Origin of the sequence: Micromonospora sp. NBC_00389, assembly GCF_036059255.1 — a bacterium.
Lineage (GTDB): Bacteria > Actinomycetota > Actinomycetes > Mycobacteriales > Micromonosporaceae > Micromonospora.
In genome coordinates, this window is sequence record NZ_CP107947.1 from 5,340,461 (window position 1) to 5,358,644 (window position 18,184).

Annotated in this window: 16 protein-coding genes; 13 read left to right on the top strand and 3 right to left on the bottom strand. The window is 74.4% G+C overall.

The window, feature by feature from the left end; translation table 11 throughout:
* Positions 1-12 precede the first annotated feature (12 nt).
* Together OG470_RS25235 and OG470_RS25240 are read right to left on the bottom strand one after the other, a co-directional pair.
* Entirely contained in the window at positions 13-444 is a 432-nt protein-coding gene (locus OG470_RS25235; protein ID WP_328416060.1) for a Rieske (2Fe-2S) protein, read from the bottom strand.
* A gap of 175 nt (positions 445-619) precedes the next feature.
* Positions 620-1,249 carry a hypothetical protein gene (locus OG470_RS25240; protein ID WP_328416062.1) on the bottom strand — a complete coding sequence of 210 codons (630 nt, stop codon included), beginning with the start codon at positions 1,247-1,249 and terminating at the stop codon, positions 620-622.
* Positions 1,250-1,470: 221 nt separating this feature from the next.
* Between OG470_RS25240 and OG470_RS25245 the strand changes: the two genes are divergently transcribed.
* The 8 genes from OG470_RS25245 (at position 1,471) to OG470_RS25280 (ending at position 9,585) form a co-directional block, all read left to right on the top strand.
* On the top strand, positions 1,471-2,763 hold the full coding sequence (locus OG470_RS25245; RefSeq protein WP_328416064.1) for an efflux RND transporter periplasmic adaptor subunit: 1,293 nt from the start codon (positions 1,471-1,473) through the stop codon (positions 2,761-2,763).
* Positions 2,764-2,821: 58 nt separating this feature from the next.
* A complete protein-coding gene (locus OG470_RS25250; RefSeq protein WP_386982411.1) occupies positions 2,822-3,586 on the top strand; it encodes a response regulator transcription factor in 765 nt (254 codons plus the stop codon).
* Positions 3,583-5,145 carry a sensor histidine kinase gene (locus OG470_RS25255; protein ID WP_328416066.1) on the top strand — a complete coding sequence of 521 codons (1,563 nt, stop codon included), beginning with the start codon at positions 3,583-3,585 and terminating at the stop codon, positions 5,143-5,145. Before OG470_RS25250 ends, OG470_RS25255 begins: the two co-directional genes overlap by 4 nt.
* Positions 5,146-5,191: 46 nt before the next feature.
* A complete protein-coding gene (locus OG470_RS25260) occupies positions 5,192-6,433 on the top strand; it encodes an efflux RND transporter periplasmic adaptor subunit (RefSeq protein ID WP_328416068.1) in 1,242 nt (413 codons plus the stop codon).
* A 44-nt stretch (positions 6,434-6,477) separates the two neighbouring features.
* Complete coding sequence (locus OG470_RS25265; protein WP_328426590.1) at positions 6,478-7,170, top strand: ABC transporter ATP-binding protein; 693 nt, start codon at positions 6,478-6,480, stop codon at positions 7,168-7,170.
* Positions 7,167-8,360 carry an ABC transporter permease gene (locus OG470_RS25270; protein ID WP_328416070.1) on the top strand — a complete coding sequence of 398 codons (1,194 nt, stop codon included), beginning with the start codon at positions 7,167-7,169 and terminating at the stop codon, positions 8,358-8,360. The genes OG470_RS25265 and OG470_RS25270 overlap by 4 nt, the downstream gene beginning before the upstream one ends.
* A gap of 21 nt (positions 8,361-8,381) precedes the next feature.
* Positions 8,382-8,945: a hypothetical protein gene (locus OG470_RS25275; protein ID WP_328416072.1), complete on the top strand. Its 564-nt coding sequence runs from the start codon at positions 8,382-8,384 to the stop codon at positions 8,943-8,945.
* A 67-nt stretch (positions 8,946-9,012) separates the two neighbouring features.
* Positions 9,013-9,585 carry a nucleosidase gene (locus OG470_RS25280; RefSeq protein ID WP_328416074.1) on the top strand — a complete coding sequence of 191 codons (573 nt, stop codon included), beginning with the start codon at positions 9,013-9,015 and terminating at the stop codon, positions 9,583-9,585.
* Positions 9,586-9,603: 18 nt separating this feature from the next.
* Here OG470_RS25280 and OG470_RS25285 read toward each other — a convergent pair whose 3' ends face one another.
* On the bottom strand, positions 9,604-10,785 hold the full coding sequence (locus OG470_RS25285; protein ID WP_328416076.1) for a low temperature requirement protein A: 1,182 nt from the start codon (positions 10,783-10,785) through the stop codon (positions 9,604-9,606).
* A gap of 186 nt (positions 10,786-10,971) precedes the next feature.
* On the opposite strand from OG470_RS25285, the gene OG470_RS25290 reads away from it, so the two are divergent.
* The 5 genes from OG470_RS25290 (at position 10,972) to OG470_RS25310 (ending at position 18,148) form a co-directional block, all read left to right on the top strand.
* Positions 10,972-11,838 carry a S1 family peptidase gene (locus OG470_RS25290; protein WP_328416078.1) on the top strand — a complete coding sequence of 289 codons (867 nt, stop codon included), beginning with the start codon at positions 10,972-10,974 and terminating at the stop codon, positions 11,836-11,838.
* A gap of 88 nt (positions 11,839-11,926) precedes the next feature.
* Positions 11,927-12,955, top strand: coding sequence for a sugar kinase (locus OG470_RS25295; protein WP_328416079.1), 1,029 nt, complete (start codon positions 11,927-11,929; stop codon positions 12,953-12,955).
* Between the two features lie 3 nt (positions 12,956-12,958).
* Positions 12,959-13,702, top strand: coding sequence for an IclR family transcriptional regulator (locus OG470_RS25300; protein ID WP_328416081.1), 744 nt, complete (start codon positions 12,959-12,961; stop codon positions 13,700-13,702).
* Positions 13,699-14,316: a bifunctional 4-hydroxy-2-oxoglutarate aldolase/2-dehydro-3-deoxy-phosphogluconate aldolase gene (locus OG470_RS25305; RefSeq protein ID WP_328416083.1), complete on the top strand. Its 618-nt coding sequence runs from the start codon at positions 13,699-13,701 to the stop codon at positions 14,314-14,316. Before OG470_RS25300 ends, OG470_RS25305 begins: the two co-directional genes overlap by 4 nt.
* 115 nt (positions 14,317-14,431) lie before the next feature.
* Positions 14,432-18,148: a S8 family peptidase gene (locus tag OG470_RS25310; RefSeq protein WP_328416085.1), complete on the top strand. Its 3,717-nt coding sequence runs from the start codon at positions 14,432-14,434 to the stop codon at positions 18,146-18,148.
* The last annotated feature ends 36 nt before the right edge of the window (positions 18,149-18,184 follow it).

Sequence of the window (18,184 nt, forward strand, 5' to 3'; positions counted from 1 at the left end):
CGCCCGCGATCTTCAGGCGCGGAGGATGTCGGTGCCGTCTACCCGGACGGGGATTTCGGTGAGCCCGCGGGTGGCGGGGCCGCCCAGGCGGGCGCCGTCGGTGGCCGAGAAGGTGGAGTTGTGGGCAGGGCAGGTGATCACCCCGTCGCGGGGGGCGCCGACCCGTACGCCCTGGTGCGGGCAGGTCGCGTCGTACGCCGTGAAGGTGCCCGCCTCGGGCTGGACGACCAGCACGCCGCCGACGATCGTGCCGCCGCCGACGGGCACGTCGCTGGTACGGGTCAGCACGGTGCCGGGCTCGGCGGCCGTCTGACCGGCCGGAGGGTCGCCGGCACCGCAGGCGCTGAGCAGCCCGGCCGCGCCGACCGCACCGGCCCCGGTCAGCAGTGTGCGCCGGCTCAGGCACCAGCGATTGTCGCGGAGGAAATCCTGCCCGTCGTACACCGTCGTCACCTCTCGGTCGGCGGACCGGACCGCCGACGTCGGGGTGCGCCGCCGCGTGGTCGGGATGGCGCATCCGGACGGGCCCGGTGGCTCGCCGGACCAGCCTGCCCCACCTCGCTGGACGCGCGATGCGACCGAGCTGAATGTTGGCTGGGCGCGACCGGCGCGGTGGTGGTCAGGTCCTCGGGGACGGGCTGAGTACCGCGCAGGCGGTCAACGCCTCGCGGGTCTTCGGGTCGCTGTCGTCGAGCCGGTCCGGATCCAGGCCGCGGTCGCTCAGGCAGGTGCGGTAGGCGGTGGACCGCCCGTCGCCCGATCCGCCCGGTCGTGTGCCCGGCGCGCCGGACGCGTCCGGGCCGCCGAAGCCGCCCGGCGGGCCGCTGGGCCGCACCGACGCACACGCCTGCTGCGCCTTCTGCCAGGTCTGTTCGTCGACCCCCTCCGGCCGAGCGCCGCCCGGGAAGCCGCGCCCCGCGCCCCGCGACGGGTCGGCGCTGCCCGACGGCCGGGCGGTCGGGAAGCCCGACGGGCGGTCGGTCGGCATGCCTGACGGGCGGGCGGTCGGGAAGCCCGACGGGCGGGCGGTGCCGCGCGCGCCGCCGGGAACGCGGGACGGATCCATCGTCGGCAACGCCACGCCGTTGTCCCGCAGGCAGTCCTGGTACGCCGTGAAGGAGCTTCCCACCCCGTTCGCGTCGGTCGACTCGTCGTCCGACCCGCCGCCGCACGCCGCCAGCAGTAGCACTGCCGAGGCGGTGGCGGTCAGTACGGCCGCCAACCGACGGCGCCTCTTGGTCAACGGCACGGGTGCTCCTCACGCCTCATCCGGTGGTTGCTCAGCGAACCGGTCCTACCTCGTCGGCGGCTCGGACCCGGCTCGGAGTTCCCTCGGAGCACCCCGGGGGCACCGGCTCCACCGGTTGCCCGCTCTGCGCGGGGCGAGCACCCGAGCCGGTGTCCGGTTCCGAGCCAACTCTGAGGTGGGGTCGAGCCGACCGCGAGGCGCGCTGCGCAGACTGCCCGACCATGGGGATCGGCCTGAAGCGACGCTGGCGTACCCGGCGGACCCGGTGGTGGGCGGCCGGCGCTGCCGGCCTGCTGCTGCTTGGCGCAGCCGGCGTGCGTGCCTGGACCGCGGACGCCGCGGACGCGCCGGCCCGACCGGTGACCGTGGCCGTCGACCGGGGGCCGGTCGCGGTCGAGGTGGCCACCTCGGGCACCGTCCAGCCGGCCACCACCCGCAGCCTCGGCTTCACCATCGCCGGCACGGTGCAGACGGTCAGCGTCCGGCCGGGCAGCGTGGTCAAGGTCGGCCAGCGGCTCGCAGCGATCGCTGACGCCGACGCTGCCGACGCGGCGGACACCGTCCAGGACGCCGAGACCGACCTGGCCGAGGCGCGGGACGCGCTGACCAAGGCCTGGGACGAGGCCGACGACCCGGCGGTGAGCTGCCAGACCGGCACCGGTTCCGGGGTACGACCGGTGGCCTGGCGCTCGCCGCAGCCCACCGGCGCGCCCGAGGCGACGCCGGCCACCGGCACGCCCACCCCTGGCAGCAGCCCAACGCCCCGACCCACCGCGACCTCCGCCGCGCCGAGCCGTACGCCCGGGGGTCCCGTGCCGAGCACCGCCGGTGGATCGGGCACGTCCCGGACACCGGCCGCCCCCGGGCAGAACGGCGCGGACTGCGGCGGGGACGCCGCCCGGGGCACCGACCCGATCCTGACCGCCCAGCGCCGGGTCAACCAGGCCGAGGCCGCCCTCACCGAGGCGCAGGAGGCCCTCGACGGCGCCACCATCACCGCGCCGATGGCTGGCACCGTGCTCTCCGTTGCCGGGCCGGTGGGCAGCCAGGTAGGCCGCGGTGCCACCTTCATCACCCTGGCCGACACGTACGCCATGCAGGTGGTGGCGAAGTTCCCGGAGGCCGACGCCGGCGCGCTCGCGGTCGGGCAGAGCGCGACGCTGGCCCTGGCCGACCGGCCGGAGCAGACGTTCGCGGCGACCGTGGTGCAGGTCGACCCGGTCGGCACCGCCGACGGCACGATGGTCCGCTACGGCGTGGTGCTGTCCTTCACCACCGCCCCGGAGAACCTGCTGGTCGGGCAGAGCGCCGCCGTGACGGTGCAGACCGGTGCCGTGCCGGACGCGCTGCGCGTGCCGTCCACCGCCGTGCACGACGGCGCCGACCGCACCGGCAGCGTGCTGCCAGCCGACGGCGGGCCGGCCCGCACCGTCACCGTGGGGCTGCGCGGCGGCCAGTACACCGAGATAACCTCCGGGATCGCCGCCGGTGAGCTGGTGCTGCGCTCCTGGTGACAGCCGGTGCACAGGTTCAGCACAGCGAATGTCGAGCCCGGTCCGGTACGCAGTGCCAGTGCATACCAACGTCCTCCGGCCGCCCACAGCCAGCCCCGCCCCGACCGCCGAGGGTGAGTCCACAAGCGCCCGCCTCCTGGTGGTCGACGACGAGCCGAACATCTCCACCCTGCTGGCCGCCACCCTGCGGCTCGTCGCGTACGACGTGCGGGTGGCGGGATCCGGGCGGGCCGCGCTGGCCGCCGTGGAGGAGTTCGCTCCGGACCTGGTCATCCTCGACGTGATGCTGCCCGACCTGGACGGCTTCGAGGTGGCCCGGCGTCTGCGCGCCGCCGGCCGGCCGGTGCCGGTGCTCTTCCTCACCGCCCGGGACACCGTTGAGGATCGGGTCGCCGGGTTGGTGGCCGGTGCGGACGACTACGTGGCCAAGCCGTTCAGCCTGGAGGAGGTGGTGCTGCGGATCCGGGCGATCCTGCGGCGTACCCGGTCGGAGCTGCCGCCGACCCCGGACACCCGGCTGCTGCGCTACGCCGACCTGGAGTTGGACGACGACGCCCACGAGGTACGCCGGGGTGGGCGGCCGGTCGACCTGTCGCCCACCGAGTTCCGGCTGCTGCGCTACCTGCTGCTCAACGCCGGTCGGGTGGTCAGCAAGGCGCAGATCCTGGACCGGGTCTGGAACTACGACTTCGGCGGCGACGGGCGGATCGTCGAGTCGTACGTCTACTACCTGCGGCGCAAGGTCGACCGGTCCGGTCCACCGCTGATCCACACAGTGCGCGGGGTGGGCTACACGCTGCGGACGCCGCGCGGCAACGAGTGAGCCGCCTGCCCCGGGTGCGCCCGTGGCCGCACTGGACGCTGCGGTCCCGACTGGTCCTGGTCGTCGGGGCGCTCGCCACGCTGGCCCTGCTCGGGGCGAACGCCGCCGGCCTGCTGCTGCTGCGCAGCTACCTGGTGGACCGGGTCGACGAGCAACTCGCCGTACAGGTCCGCCCGTTCACCGGCGAGCCCCGCCCGGGCACCGGTCCACCCGGTGCCCTGGTCGGACGGATCGCCCGGCTCGGTCCGGACCAGCTCGTCCTGTTCTACCGCGCCGACGGCACCCGCGACGCCGAGCACAGCAGCGCCCCCAGTGCGGCGGCACCGGACCCGGGATCGCTGTCCGAGGTGACCGCCCGCGCCCGCGCCCGCCGGCCGTACACCGTCTCCGGCGACCACGGCGGCGCGGACTGGCGGCTGCTCGCCGTGCCGGCGGGCGGGACCGGCGGGGTCGTGGTGGTCGGCGCCTCCCTGGCCGAGGTGACCCAGACCGCCGACCGGTTGCTGCTCATCGACGTCACGGTCACCGGCGGAGTGCTGCTCGGCCTCGGGCTGCTGGCCGCTTCGGTGGTGCGGCTCGGGCTGCGCCCGCTGACCCGGATGGAGCAGGTCGTCGCCGGCATCACCGGCGGCGACCTGACCCGTCGAGTGGACGACACCGATCCGCACACCGAGCCGGGTCGGCTGGGTGCCGCGGTGAACCTGATGCTGGAACGGATCGGCACCGAGATGAGCGCCCGCGCGGCCTCCGAGCGCCGGCTGCGGCAGTTCGTCGCCGACGCGTCGCACGAGCTGCGGACGCCGCTGACCTCGATCCGCGGCTTCGCCGAGCTGTACCGGCGGGGCGGCACCCCACCCGGTCCCGCGCTGGACGAGACGATGGGTCGGATCGAGAGCGAGGCGGCCCGGATGGGCGTGCTGGTGGAGGACCTGCTCCTACTCGCCCGACTCGACCGGCAGCGCACGCCCACGCTGCGTCCGGTGGATCTGCTGGAGATCGCCGCCGACACCATCCGGGATGCGCACGCCCGTACGCCGGGCCGGCCGGTGCGGCTGAGCACGCTCGCCGAGCACGACCCGACCTTCGAGACGCCGACCGTGCTCGGCGACGAGCACCGGCTGCGCCAGGTCGCCGCCAACCTGGTCGGCAACGCGGTGCAGCACACCGGGCCCGCAGCCCGGGTGACCGTCCGGGTCGGCCGGCTGGTCGCCCCGCCGGCCGGGCCGGTGGCCCGCTCGGGGCCGGTCCCCGCGCCGACCGCCGACGGGCTCGCCGTGCTGGAGGTGCACGACGACGGGCCGGGTATCCCCGCCGAGCACGCCGGTCGGGTCTTCGAGCGGCTGTACCGGGCCGACCCGAGCCGGGGCCGGGGCAGCGGGGGCGGCTCCGGTCTGGGGTTGTCCATCGCCGCGTCGATCGTGCACGCGCACGGCGGGTGGATCGAGCTGGACACCGGGACGGGCTCGGGGACGACCTTCCGGGTGCTGTTGCCCGCCGTACCCCGGCAGCCGGCCCCGCCGAGCGACGATCCGGCGGCACCTATTCCGAGCCAGCTCTGAGCTTGCGCCGAAGATCCTCCCAGCCGTGCCGGCGAGGCTGACCGGCATGCGAGTGCGCCTGCCGGCCGTCCTGCGCCGGCCCCCCGTCGCGGTCAACGCCGCCCTGGTCCTGCTGCTGGCCGGCGGCGGCTGCTGGGCCTGGCTGTCGGTGCGCGGCGATTCGACGGCGGATGCCAGGCCCACCGGCACCCGGACCGTCAGTGTGTCCAGGGGCACCGTGACCGCCACCGTCACCGCCGACGGCTCGGTGCGCAGCGCTTCGACGGCCAGCGCCGGCTTCGCCACCGCCGGCACCGTCACCGCGATCCCGGTGCGGGTCGGCGATCGGGTGAAGAAGGGCCAACTGCTGGCCACCGTCGACCCGGCAGCCGCGCAACGCGACCTCGACGTGGCGAAGGTGGACCTGACCGCCGCGCAGGACGCCCTGGACCGCGCTGAGGAGGCCGGTTCGGACACCTCGTCGGCGGAGAACTCGGTCACCCAGGCCGAGCTGGCGGTGGACGAGGCGCAGGCCGCCGTGAGCGGCACCCGGCTGACCGCGCCGATGGCCGGCACGGTGGTCGCGGTCAACGGCACCGTGGGCAGCTCCTCCGGAGGGTCCGCCACCGGCGGCGGCTCGACCGGGGGCTCCTCCACCGGGCAGCAGGGCGGCAGCGGGTCGACCGGCGCCACCAGCTCCGGGTCCACCACCTCCAGCGGGTTCGTCGAGCTGGCCGACCTGACGAAGCTGCAGGTCACCGCCGGCTTCGCCGAGGCGGACGCGACCCGGCTCAAGGACGGCCAGGCGGCCACCATCACGTGGAACGCGTTGCAGGGGGCCGAGGCCGGTGGCAAGGTCGTCGCGGTCGATCCGCAGGCCACCACCGCCAACAACGTGGTCACCTACGGGGTCACGGTCAGCGTCGACAAGCTGCCGGCCGGCGCGAAGCCGGGGCAGACCGTGCGGGTCGCCGTGGTCACTGGCACCGCTGCGGACGTCCTGTTGGTCACCTCGGCAGCGGTCAGCGGCACCGGCGACCGGCGTACCGTCACGGTGGTCACTGACACGGGGACGGAGAGCCGGCGGGTCACCGTGGGGCTCGCCGGCGACCAGGCGTGCGAGGTCACCTCGGGGCTGACCGAGGGGGAGCGGGTGGTGCTGCCGGAGGGCAGCAGCACGGGCAGCACCGGCGGCGGCCTCCCCGGCGGGGGCGGCCTGCCGGGTGGCGGTGGCTTCCCGGGCGGTGGCGTCCCCGGCGGGGGCGGCGTCCCCGGCGGCGGTGCTCGGGGCGGGAACGGAACCCGTTGATGGCGCCGGGAAACGTGTCACGCCGACCGGTCCTGGACGTCCGGATGCTGACCAAGGTGTACGGCGAGGGCCCGGCCGCGGTGCACGCCCTGCGCGGGGTGTCGCTGGCCGTCACCGCTGGCGACTATGTGGCCATCATGGGCTCCTCCGGCTCCGGCAAGTCGACCCTGATGAACATCCTCGGCTGCCTCGACGTGCCCTCCGGCGGGCAGTACCTGCTGGACGGGGTGGACGTCGGCCGCCTCGCCGACCGTCAGCTCGCCCTGGTCCGCAACCGGCTCATCGGCTTTGTCTTCCAGGCGTTCAACCTGATTCCGCGGACCAGCGCGCTGGCCAACGTCGAGTTGCCACTGGCGTACGCCGGGGTGCGGGCCGGCCAGCGGCGGCAGCGGGCGCTCGCCGCGCTGGACGCCGTGGGACTGGCCGATCGCGCGAACCACCAGCCCAACCAGCTCTCCGGTGGCCAGCAGCAGCGGGTCGCAGTGGCCCGGGCGCTGGTCACCGAGCCGGCACTGGTGCTGGCCGACGAACCGACCGGCAACCTGGACAGCCAGTCCACCGAGGACATCCTGGCCGTCCTCGACCAGCTCAACGCGGCCGGCCGGACCATCGTGCTGATCACCCACGAGCCGGAGGTGGGTGCCCGGGCCGGGCGTCTGATCCGGCTGCTCGACGGGCAGGTCCGCTCGGACGTCCGGCAGGGCGGGCGGCACACGACGGCGGGGTTTGGCCGATGAACCTCGCCGAGACCGTCCGGTTCGCGCTGCGCGGCGTGGCCGCCAACAAGCTGCGTTCGGCGCTGACCATGTTGGGCATCCTGATCGGCGTCGCCGCGGTGATTCTGCTGGTCGCCGTCGGCAACGGCTCTGCCCAGGCGATCACCGACCGGATCGAGGCGCTGGGCACCAACACGCTGACCGTGACCGGCACCAACCGGGGCGGCAGCGCCGGCGGGCTGACCCTCCAGGTCGCCGACGCGCTCGCCGACCCGGTGCTCGCGCCCGATGTACGGTCGGTCTCCCCGCTGGCCACCACCAGCGCCACCCTGACCTTCGAGGGGGCCGACCACGAGGTGCCGCAGTTCGTCGGCACCCGGCCGAGCTGGTTCACCGTGGCCAACTCGCCGGTGGCCAGCGGCACCGCGTTCAGCGCCGACGACGAGGCGCAGGGCCGCCGGGTGGTGGTGCTCGGTCGGACCGTGGCCGACGAGCTGTTCGCCGGGGTGGACCCGGTGGGTCGGCAGGTGACCGTGGGCGGCGCGCTGTTCACCGTGGTCGGGGTGTTGGCGGAGAAGTCCTCGACCGGCTTCCAGGACGCCAACGACACCGCGATCGCTCCGCTGCGGGCGGTACGCGAGGTGCTCACCGGGTACGGGCCGCTCAGCTCGATCCTGGTGGAGGCGAGCGATCCGGACCGGGTGTCGGCGGCGCAGGGGCAGATCTCCACCGTGCTCGCCCAGCGCCTGCCGGCGTCCACCTCGGGCAGCACCCCGTACCGGATCCAGAATGCCGCGCAGCTGTTGCAGACCCAGTCCGAGACGGCCGACACGTTCACCGTGCTGCTGGGCGCGGTGGCCGCGATCAGCCTGCTGGTCGGCGGCATCGGCATCACCAACATCATGTTGGTGACGGTGACCGAGCGGACCCGGGAGATCGGCATCCGCAAGGCGCTCGGGGCACGCCGGCGTACCGTGCTCACCCAGTTCCTGGTGGAGGCGACCCTGCTGAGCCTGCTCGGTGGGGCGCTCGGGGTGGCGGCGGCGCTGATCGGTGCCCGGTTCACCATCGTCGGCGTCCACCCGGTGGTCGTGCCCAGCTCGGTGGGGCTGGCCCTCGGGGTCTCGGTCGCGATCGGCCTGTTCTTCGGCGGCCTTCCGGCGGCCCGGGCGGCCCGGCTGCGCCCCATCGACGCCCTGCGCTACGAGTAGGCCGACATGCGAGGAACCGACATGGACAGCAGCGACACCGTCATCTTCGACCGGGTAGACGACCACCCGGCGGCCTCGGCGGGGGCCCCGGATCGCGACCTGACCGCCGCGCTCGCCGCGGCGGCGCCGCGCCGCTGGTGGAACCGGGCAACCCCGGCGCTCGGCGCGCTCGTGCTGGTGCTGGCCGGTTTCCTGGGCGGGGTTCACGTGCAGCAACGCTGGGGTGAGTCGTCGAGCACCGCCGGGTCGGGGCGGGCCGGCTTCCCGGGTGGTGTTCCCACCGCCTTCCCGGGCGCCGGCGGGCGTGGCCAGAGCGGCGCCGGGCCGAGCGGCACGGGTGAGACCGGTGGCGCGACCGCACCGGCGACCACCAACGGGAAGGTGAAGCTGGTCGACGGCGGAACGCTCTACCTGGAGACCGCCGACGGCACCGTTGTCACCGTGCGCACCACCGACGACACCGAGGTCCGCACCACCAAGGCCAGCAAGCTGAGTGGCCTCAAGGCCGGGCAGAGCGTCACCGTGCAGGGTGGCCCGGCGACCGACGGCACGGTCACCGCCACCGCGGTCACCGCCGGGGGCTGACCGGCGCTCGCGCCGAGCCCGCCGAACCGGCCGGGTATCCCGCCGGGGCGGCCCGTACGATGCTCCGGTGATTCTTCGGGGTACGGTCCGCGCCGATCGTCCGCTGGTGGTCCTCGCCGTCGAGGAGGAGGCCCGGTACCTGCCGCCGGAGCTGCCGGTGCTGCTCACCGGGATGGGCAAGGTGAACGCCGCCAGCGCGGTGGCGGCGGTGCTGGCCGCCGGGCCGCGCCCCGCCCTGCTGCTCAACCTGGGCACGGCGGGCGCGTTGCGCCCCGGCTGGACCGGCATCCACGAGGTCGCCACCGTGCTTCAGCACGACCTGGACACCGCCCTGCTGCGCACGCTCACCGGCCAGACCTACGGCGCGCCGCTGCCGCTGGCCGCCGAGGGCGCGGTGCTGGCGACCGGCGACACCTTCGTGGCCGACGACGCCGCGCGGGACCGGTTGGCGCAGCGCGCCGACCTGGTCGACATGGAGGGGTACGCGGTCGCCTGGGCCGCCAACCAGGCTGGCGTGCCGTGCCGGCTGGTCAAGCAGGTCAGCGACGAGGCGGGGGAGGGTGCCGCCCGGACGTGGCGGGAGTCGGTGGACGCCTGCGCCCGGGACCTCGCCGACTGGACCGGTCGGCACCTCGACTGATCCGGCCGCCCCGGCGGCTCAGGGTTGCGGTCGCCGCATCCGCAGCCCCGGTCTGGTCACCCGGACGTTGCTCGCCGGGACCAGGGCGGCGCCGGCCAGCCCGAGCGCAACGACCACGGTGACCAGCAGCGGCGGCCAGCCACCGGCCCACGGGAGTGCCAGCAGCGGCAGCAGCAGCCAGGCCAGCCGCCGCCATGGCACGATGGCGGTCACCAGATAGGTGAACAGGATGCGCCCGATCACGAACAGCGCCGGGCCACCGAGGATCAGCACGAGCCACGACGTCGGCGTCGTTCCGGTCGGGCGGTCGGCGACCAGGTCGAAGGAGGCCGCCGTGCCGACCACGCCGGCCAGCATCACCAGATGGGTGTACGGGGCCAGTCGGGCCGCTCGCCTCGCGTCGGCACCGGCCTTCAGCAACTCGCCGGCCCGGAAGACGTAGATCTGCCAGAGCATCAGCATGGTGGCGAAGGCGCAGAGCAGGGCGGCGAGCCGGAAGCGGTCGAGATGCGTCCGGCTGACCTCCAGGATGGGCACCAGAATGATGTCGCCGAGGGCCAGGATGATGAACTGCTGGTATCGCTCGCCCAGGTGCCCGGTGGTCCGGTCGTACTGTTCGAGGGGGACCCGGCCCAGCCACGGCATCGGGTACCGGACCGCCGCGGAGACCAGGTCAATCGCTATCGCGACGGTCCAGAGCCTCCAGTTCGGCGATCCGGCCACCGCTCCGGTGATCCAGAAGACGCCGGATACCACGAACCAGAACATGAACCGCGAGGCCCGCTCCATGGCCGCCCGGTGCTGCTGTCGGTGCAACGTGGTGACCAGGACGACGCCGCGCACCACGTGCGTGGTGACGTACGCGATCGCGAAGACCATCGCGTGCCCGGCGGACAGCATCGGCAGCGCCGCCGCCATCCCCACCGACCCCACCATGGCGACCATCAGGATGACCTGGATCGGGCGCTGCTCCGGGTCGTAGAACTCGGTCGTGGTCGAGGTGACCGACCAGGTCCACCAGATCGCCGCCAGCGTCAGCAGCACCGGCCCGGAGCCGCTCCAGGAGTCGCGTTCGGCGATCAGCTTCGAGACCATGGCGAGGGCGGCCACGAAGACCACGTCGAAGAGGAGTTCCAGCAGCGTGGCCCGGGCCGACCCGTCCGGGCGGCGTACCAGCGCCGCAGTGCCTCCGGTGGTCATGCCCGGCCTCCCGCCGCGTCTCCGAGGATTATCGGCGGCACCGGCGCGGCCCGTCCCCGGATCGGCGATTCCCACCGACCCGCCCCCAGGCTGGTCACCCGCGCGTCCGGCCCGAGGTTGCCATGGCGTCAGCCGCCGGGTGATGCTTGACGGCATCCATATATCTCGATCTCTTCGGAGGTTCGGATGCGCCGCTCCCCGCTCGTCGCCCTCGTCCTGACCGCACTCCTGCTCGTCGCGCCCGGCGCGGCGCAGGCCGCCGTCCCCGACCGGGCCGCCCCCGCCGCGCCCGTCGCCGACCCGGCCGCGCTGGCCGGGGTACGCACGCCCGGCACCGCCTGGGGCTTCGACCCGGCCACCGGACGGCCGACCATCACCGTCGACGACACCGTGGCGCCCGCCGAGGTGGTGGCGCTGCGCACGGTGGCCGACCGGGCCGGCGCGCTGCTGCGCCGGGAGCCCGGAACGCTGCGCACCCTGATCGCCGCCGGACAGGGCATCTACGGCGGTGGCGGCCGCTGCTCGCTCGGCGCGAACGTGCGCAGCGGCAGCACCTACTACGTGATCACCGCCGGCCACTGCACCACCGTCGCCAGTGCCTGGTACGCCGACAGCGCGCAGACCACCGTGCTCGGCACCCGTACCGCCACTAGCTTTCCCAGCAACGACTACGGCCTGATCCGCTACACCGGCCGGATCGCCCATCCCAGCGCGGTCTACACCTACCCCGGCCTGCTGACCATCTACGGCGCCGGCAACGCGTACGTCGGTCAGGCGGTGTGCCGCAGCGGCTCCACCACCGGGGTGCGTTGCGGCACCGTCACCGGCCTCAACCAGACCGTCAACTACGCCAGCGGCGATGTGGTCTACGGCCTGATCCGTACCAACATCTGCGCCGAGCCGGGCGACAGTGGCGGGCCGCTCTACGTGGCGGCCACCGGCACCATCCTCGGCATCCTCTCCGGCGGCAGCGGCAACTGCACCTCCGGCGGCACCACCTACTACCAGCCGATCAATGAGGTGCTCGCCGCATACGGGCTGACGGTGCCCTGACTCCCGTTGCGCAGAGCGCAACGGGTTGCTCGTCCTGCGCAACGCACATAGGCTCGGCGGCACCCCGAACCCCCCGCCGGGAGGACGTGTGCCGACCCCCGACTCCCGACCCGACCACGCGACCACCCCGGCCGGCTTCCCACCGGTCGAGGTGGCCACGGTGGGGGAGACCATGGTGGTGCTCTGCCCCGCGCCGGGTGAACCATTGGAGCACGCCGAGCGGGTCGCCGTGTCGGTCGGCGGCGCGGAGTCCAACGTGGCCGGCTACCTGGCCCGGCTCGGACACCGGACGACCTGGGTGAGCCGGGTCGGCGACGACCCCTTCGGCCGGGCCGTCGTCCGGCACGTCGCCGCCGCCGGCGTCCGGGTCGACCTGGTGACCGTCGACCCGGCCGCCCCCACCGGGCTGTACGTCAAGGACCCGGGCCCGGCGTCGACCGCCGTGCACTACTACCGGGCCGGCTCGGCCGCGTCCCGGCTGGACCGGGCGGTACTGGCCGACCCTCGGCTGGCCGGCGTCCGGGTGCTGCACCTGTCCGGGATCACCCCGGCGCTCTCCGCCTCCTGCCGAGCCCTGGTCGAGCACGCGGTGACCGACCGGCCGCTGCCGGGCGCGTTGGTCAGCTTCGACGTCAACCACCGGGCCCGGCTCTGGCCGGCCGACCGGGCCGCCCCGGTGCTGCGCGACCTCGCCGACCGCAGCGACCTGGTCTTCGTCGGCCAGGACGAGGCGGACGCCCTGTGGGGCACCGCCGACCCGGCCGCGGTGCGCCGGCTGCTGCCCGGGCCGGAGACGGTCGTGGTCAAGGACGGCGCGGTGGGCGCCACCGCCCTGCCCCGTGACGCCGAGCCGGTCTTCGTCCCGGCGCCCCGGGTGACGGTGGTGGAGCCGGTCGGCGCCGGGGACGCGTTCGCCGCCGGCTATGTGGCCGGGCTGCTGCGCGGTCTCGACCCGGTACGCCGGCTGCGCCTCGGTCACCTGGTCGCGGCTCAGGCGCTGGGCAGCAGCGGCGACAACGCCCCGGTGCCGCCGTGGGCCTGGTTCGACCGGCTGCTCGACGCCCCCGTCGAAGCATGGTCGCCGCTGGACCTGACCGGCGTGCGAGCGGAGGTCTGAGGCGTGTCGCAGAGCGTCGACCGGGCGATGCGGGTGCTGGAGCTGCTGGCCCGTGAGCCCGCCCAGCTCGGTGACGTCGCCGCCCATCTGGGGGTGCACAAGTCCACCGCGCTGCGCCTGCTGCAGACCATGGAGACCGGTGGTTTCGCCCGACGCCGCGACGGCGGCTGGGCTGTCGGGCTGCGGCTGATCGGCCTCGCCCAGCAGGCCCTGGACTCCCTGGACGTGCGCACGGTGGCCCACCCGCACCTGGCGGCGCTCGGCCGCGACTGCGGGCACACCATCCACCTGGCCCAACTGGTCGACGACGAGCTGGTCTACGTGGACAAGATCGAGGCCCGTGGCCAGGTGCGGATGTACTCCCGGATCGGGCGCACCGCGCCGTTGCACGCCAGCGGGGTGGGCAAGGTGGTGCTGGCGTTCTGCCCGGAGCCCCGGCTGACCGGGCTGCTCGACCGCACCGAGCTGCGCGCGTACACCCCAGGCACCATCTGCGACCCGGCGGCGCTGCGCGCGGAGCTGGCGGCCGTCGCCGACCGGGGCTGGGCCGCCGACGACGGCGAGTTCGAGCCACTGATCACCTGCGTGGCGGCCCCGGTGCGGCAGGCCGACGGCGCGGTCACCGCGGCCGTGTCGGTGACCGCGCCGACGGTGGTCGCCACCCTGGCCGACCTGCGACGCCTGCTACCTCGGCTGCTGGCCACCACGCAACAGATCTCCCGCGACCTCGGATGGAGTGGACCATGACCACAGCGGACTTCGAGCACATCTTCGGCGCTGCCCGCGTGATGGCGATCCTGCGCGGCCTGCCGGTGGCGGAGACCGTCCGGCTCGCCGGCCGGGCCTGGGACCTCGGTATCGACGTGGTGGAGGTGCCGGTGGCCACCGCCGACGCGGTGCCGGCGCTGCGCGCCGCCGTCGAGGCGGGCGCTGAGCGCGGCCGGATCGTCGGCGCCGGCACCGTCCTCGGCGTGGAGCAGGTCGCCGCGGCGGCCGACGCCGGGGCGGCGTTCACCGTCGCGCCCGGCCTGGACCTGGCGGTCGCCGACGCCGCCGCCGGGCGCGGCCTGCCCCACCTGCCTGGCGTGGCCACCCCGACCGAGGCACAGCAGGCGATGCGACACGGCCTCACCTGGCTCAAGGCGTTCCCCGCGATCTCCCTCGGGCCGGCCTGGTTCCGGGCCGTTGCCGGCCCACTGCCGCACCTACGCTTCGTCGCCACCGGCGGCCTCGACGCCGACAACGCCGGGGCGTTCCTCGCCGCCGGAGTGCGGGTGGTGGCGGTCGGCTCCGCGCTGTCCGACCCGAACCAACTCGACCGCCTGGCCGACCTGCTCGCCCTCGGAGCGCCCACCCGCTGACCCCGGGTGGCCAAGTTGTGTCACGGCGCAAAGGCGTCGATGGGCTGCGGCGGTCGAGGGTGTGCGTTGCATCGATGCTGGGCTGCGTACCGCTTCTCGACATAAAGAGGTCACCTTGGCTCTCTCTTCCAGGCGCCGCCGGTCCGGGCTGATCGCCCTCGGTGCCGCCCTCACCCTGGCGGCCGGGTTCACCCCACCCGGCGCGGGGGCGTCCGCCGCCCCACCGAACACCCCCGACCGTCCGGCGGGCCAGCCCCTGGCAGCCGCCGGACGGGCCGCCTCCGTCACTCTGATCACCGGGGACATCGTCACCGTCACCACCGCGGCCGACGGCAGCACCGTCTCGACCGTCCGCCGGTCGGACGGCAGCACGCCGAGCTTCCACCGCACCGTGCTCGGCGGAGACACCTACGTCTATCCGGACGACGCGCTGCCCTACGTCACCGGCGGCGTGTTGGACCGGCAGTTGTTCAATGTCACCGAGCTCATCGCGGACGGCTACGACGACGCGCACACCGACAAGCTGCCGCTGATCGTCACCATGACCGAAGCGGCGGCCCGCAACCGCACCCGCCCCACTGTGGACGGGGCCGAACTGGTCCGGCCGCTGGACAGCGTGCAGGGCGCGGCGCTGACCCGTCAGCGTGCCACCGCCGAGAAGTTCTGGACCGCGCTCACCGCCAGCACGGCCCGTCGCGCGGGCGCCACCCCGACCCTGGCCAACGGCATAGCCAAGGTGTGGCTGGATGCCCGGGTGCACGCCGACCTGACCGAGTCCACCGCGCAGATCGGCGCGCCGACGGTCTGGGCTGAGGGCAACACCGCTACCGGTGTCGACGTCGCCGTGCTCGACTCCGGTGCGGACGTCGAACACCCGGACCTCGCCGGGCAGATCACCGGCACCAGCAGCTTCGTGCCCGAAGAGCCCGACGTGCTCGACTACAAGGGACACGGCACGCACGTCGCCTCGACGATCGCCGGCACCGGTGCCGCCTCCGCCGGTGCCGAGCGGGGCGTCGCCCCGGGTGCCCGGCTGCACATCGGCAAGGTGCTCAACAGCGAGGGCAGCGGGCAGAACTCCTGGATCATCGCGGGCATGGAGTGGGCCGTCCGGGAGCAGAAGGCCCGAGTCGTCAACATGAGCCTGGGCGGCGAGGCCACCGACGGCACGGACCCGCTGAGCCAGGCGGTCAACCAGCTCAGCGCCGAGACCGGTGCACTCTTCGTGGTCGCCGCCGGCAACGGCGGCCCCAACTCCATCGGCACCCCGGCCGCCGCCGACTCCGCGCTCACCGTGGGCGCGGTCGACGCCACCGACCACCTCGCCGACTTTTCCAGCCAGGGCCCGCGCGCCGGTGACGGCGGGCTCAAGCCCGAGCTGACCGCACCCGGCGTGGACATCCTGGCCGCCCGCTCACACTTCGTGCGGGGCGGCACCGGGGACTACACGCTGATGAGTGGCACGTCGATGGCCACCCCGCACGTGGCCGGCACGGCCGCCCTGGTCGCCGCCGCACACCCCGACTGGACCGGTCAGCGCATCAAGGAGGCGCTGGTCAGCACGGTCAAGGCCACCCCCGGGTACACGCCGTACCAGGCCGGTGCCGGCCGGGTGGATGCCGCTGCCGCGGTGCACGCCACCGTCTTCGCCACCGCGAGCGCCTACTCCGGTTTCCAGGCCTGGCCGCAGTCACCGGGGATGACCGTCGACCGGCAGGTCACCTACACCAACACCGGCAGCGCGCCGGTGACCCTGAAGCTGGCCCTCGACGCGGCCACCGCGCCGGCCGGCCTCTTCGCCCTGTCCGCCGACACGGTCACCGTGCCCGCCGGCGGCACCGCCGCCGTGACCCTGACCGCGGCCTACGACCGGCTCCCGGTCGAGCGGCAGGTCAGCGGCGCGATCATCGCCACCGACGGCACCGGTACGGTCCGCGGCCGCACCCTGATCGGCGCCAGCAAGGAGGGGCAGCGGCAGAACCTGACGCTGGTCGCCAAGGATCGGGACGGAAAGCCGCTCGTCGGCAAGGTCATCCTCACCACCGATGGCCTGTTCACCGCCGTGGACCTGTCCGAGAGCGGCACCGCCACGCTGCGGTTGCCGGTGGCGACGTGGACCGGCTGGCTCTCCGGTGACGTGCGCGGCGTACACGGACCGCACTCCAAGGGCATGGCACTGCTCAGCTTCGCCGACGTCACCCTGGACCGGGACCGCACCGTCACCCTGGACGCCCAGGCCGCCCGGCAGGTCCGGGTCCAGGTGCCCCAGGAGGCCACCCCCAGCGCATTGCGCCTGGACATCCACCGGTCCTTCGGGAACAGCCTCACCGAGAGCCAGATGCTGCCCGACGCCTCGTACGACAGCATGTGGGCGCTGCCGACGGGCCGCCCGGTCACCGACGGCGAGTTCGAGTTCGGCGCGCGGTGGCGGTTGGAGCAGCCGGCGCTGACCGTCGCCGCCGGCGATCGCTCGTACGACGACCTGCTGGTGAAGCGGGCGACCCCGGCGCTGCCGGCCGGCCGCCGCCAGTTCGATGCGGTCTACGCGGCCGACACCTCGGCGGCCGGGCTGGCCAAGCGGCCGGTCCGGGACCGGGCGGTGGTGGTCCGGCGCAGCGACACCGTGGACATCGCCAGCCAGGCCCAGGCCGCCGCAGCTGCCGGGGCGAAGCTGCTACTGGTCGTCAACGACGGCGTCGGCCGGCTCCAGCCCTGGGACGAAACCCCGTGGAGCCCGGAGAGCCCGGCCCCGGTGACCGTGGCGACGCTCGGAGCCGACGAGGGCGGGCAGCTCATCTCCGCGCTGGAGCGCGGCACGGTGCGGCTGACCGTCGACTCGCACCCGGAGACCGAGTACCTCTACGACGTGGTGCACCACTGGGCCGGCGCGGTGCCGACCGACCCCAGCTACCGGCCCGCCAGCCGGCAGTTGGCCCGGGTCGACGTGGAGTTCCGCAACTACCGGCCGGGCAAGGCGCTGGAGTTCCGTACCGACATCTGGCGCGGCTGGGCGTCGAGCAACCTGGTGACCGCCCCGGCGCAGGGCCGGCGTACCGACTGGGTGACCGCCGACGCGAGCTGGATCGACGACGCGCACATCGTCGGCGAGACCGGTCAGCACCTGATGGACGTGGCCCGGTACCCGGCCGACAGGCCGAGCAGCGTCACCTGGTTCGGGCCGATCCAGCGGCCCCGGATGGGGGCGCTTGGCTACCTGCCGGTCCGCTACCTGGACACCGTCTACCTGCCCGCGCCTGGCTGGGGTGACGGGGGCGGCCACATCGGTGACGCGTACGGCAACTACGACAAGGTCAACCGGACGACCCTCTACCAGGGCGACAAGGAGCTGAACTGGGGTAACGCCGAGTACCTCCGGGTCTCCGGCCTGGCCGAACAGCGGCTGCCGTACCGGCTGGTGGTGGAGAACGACCGGGCGGCGTGGACCAACCCGTACTCCCGGCAGACCCGCACCGAGTGGGGCTTCAGCTCGGCGGTCACCGGGACGGAGACGTCCGAGGTGCTGCCGATGATCCAGCTGGACTACCAGGTGGCCATCGACCGGGACGGCACGGCGTCGCGGCGGGCGCCGCTCACGGTGATCGCCTCCCAGTTGCCCGGCGTCAACGGCAAGGTCGGCGCGGTGACCGTCGAGGTCTCCTACGACGACGGGGCGACCTGGCAGAAGCCCCGGCTCACCCGGCACGGCGATGGCTGGCGCACCTCGCTGGCCGCACCGAAGACGGCCAGCTTCGTCAGCCTGCGCACCACCGCGCGGGACGCCGCCGGCAACACCGTGAGCCAGAGCATCACCCGGGCGTTCGGCCTGCGCTGACGCCACGACGGTCGGCCGCCGGTCGGGGTCCCCACG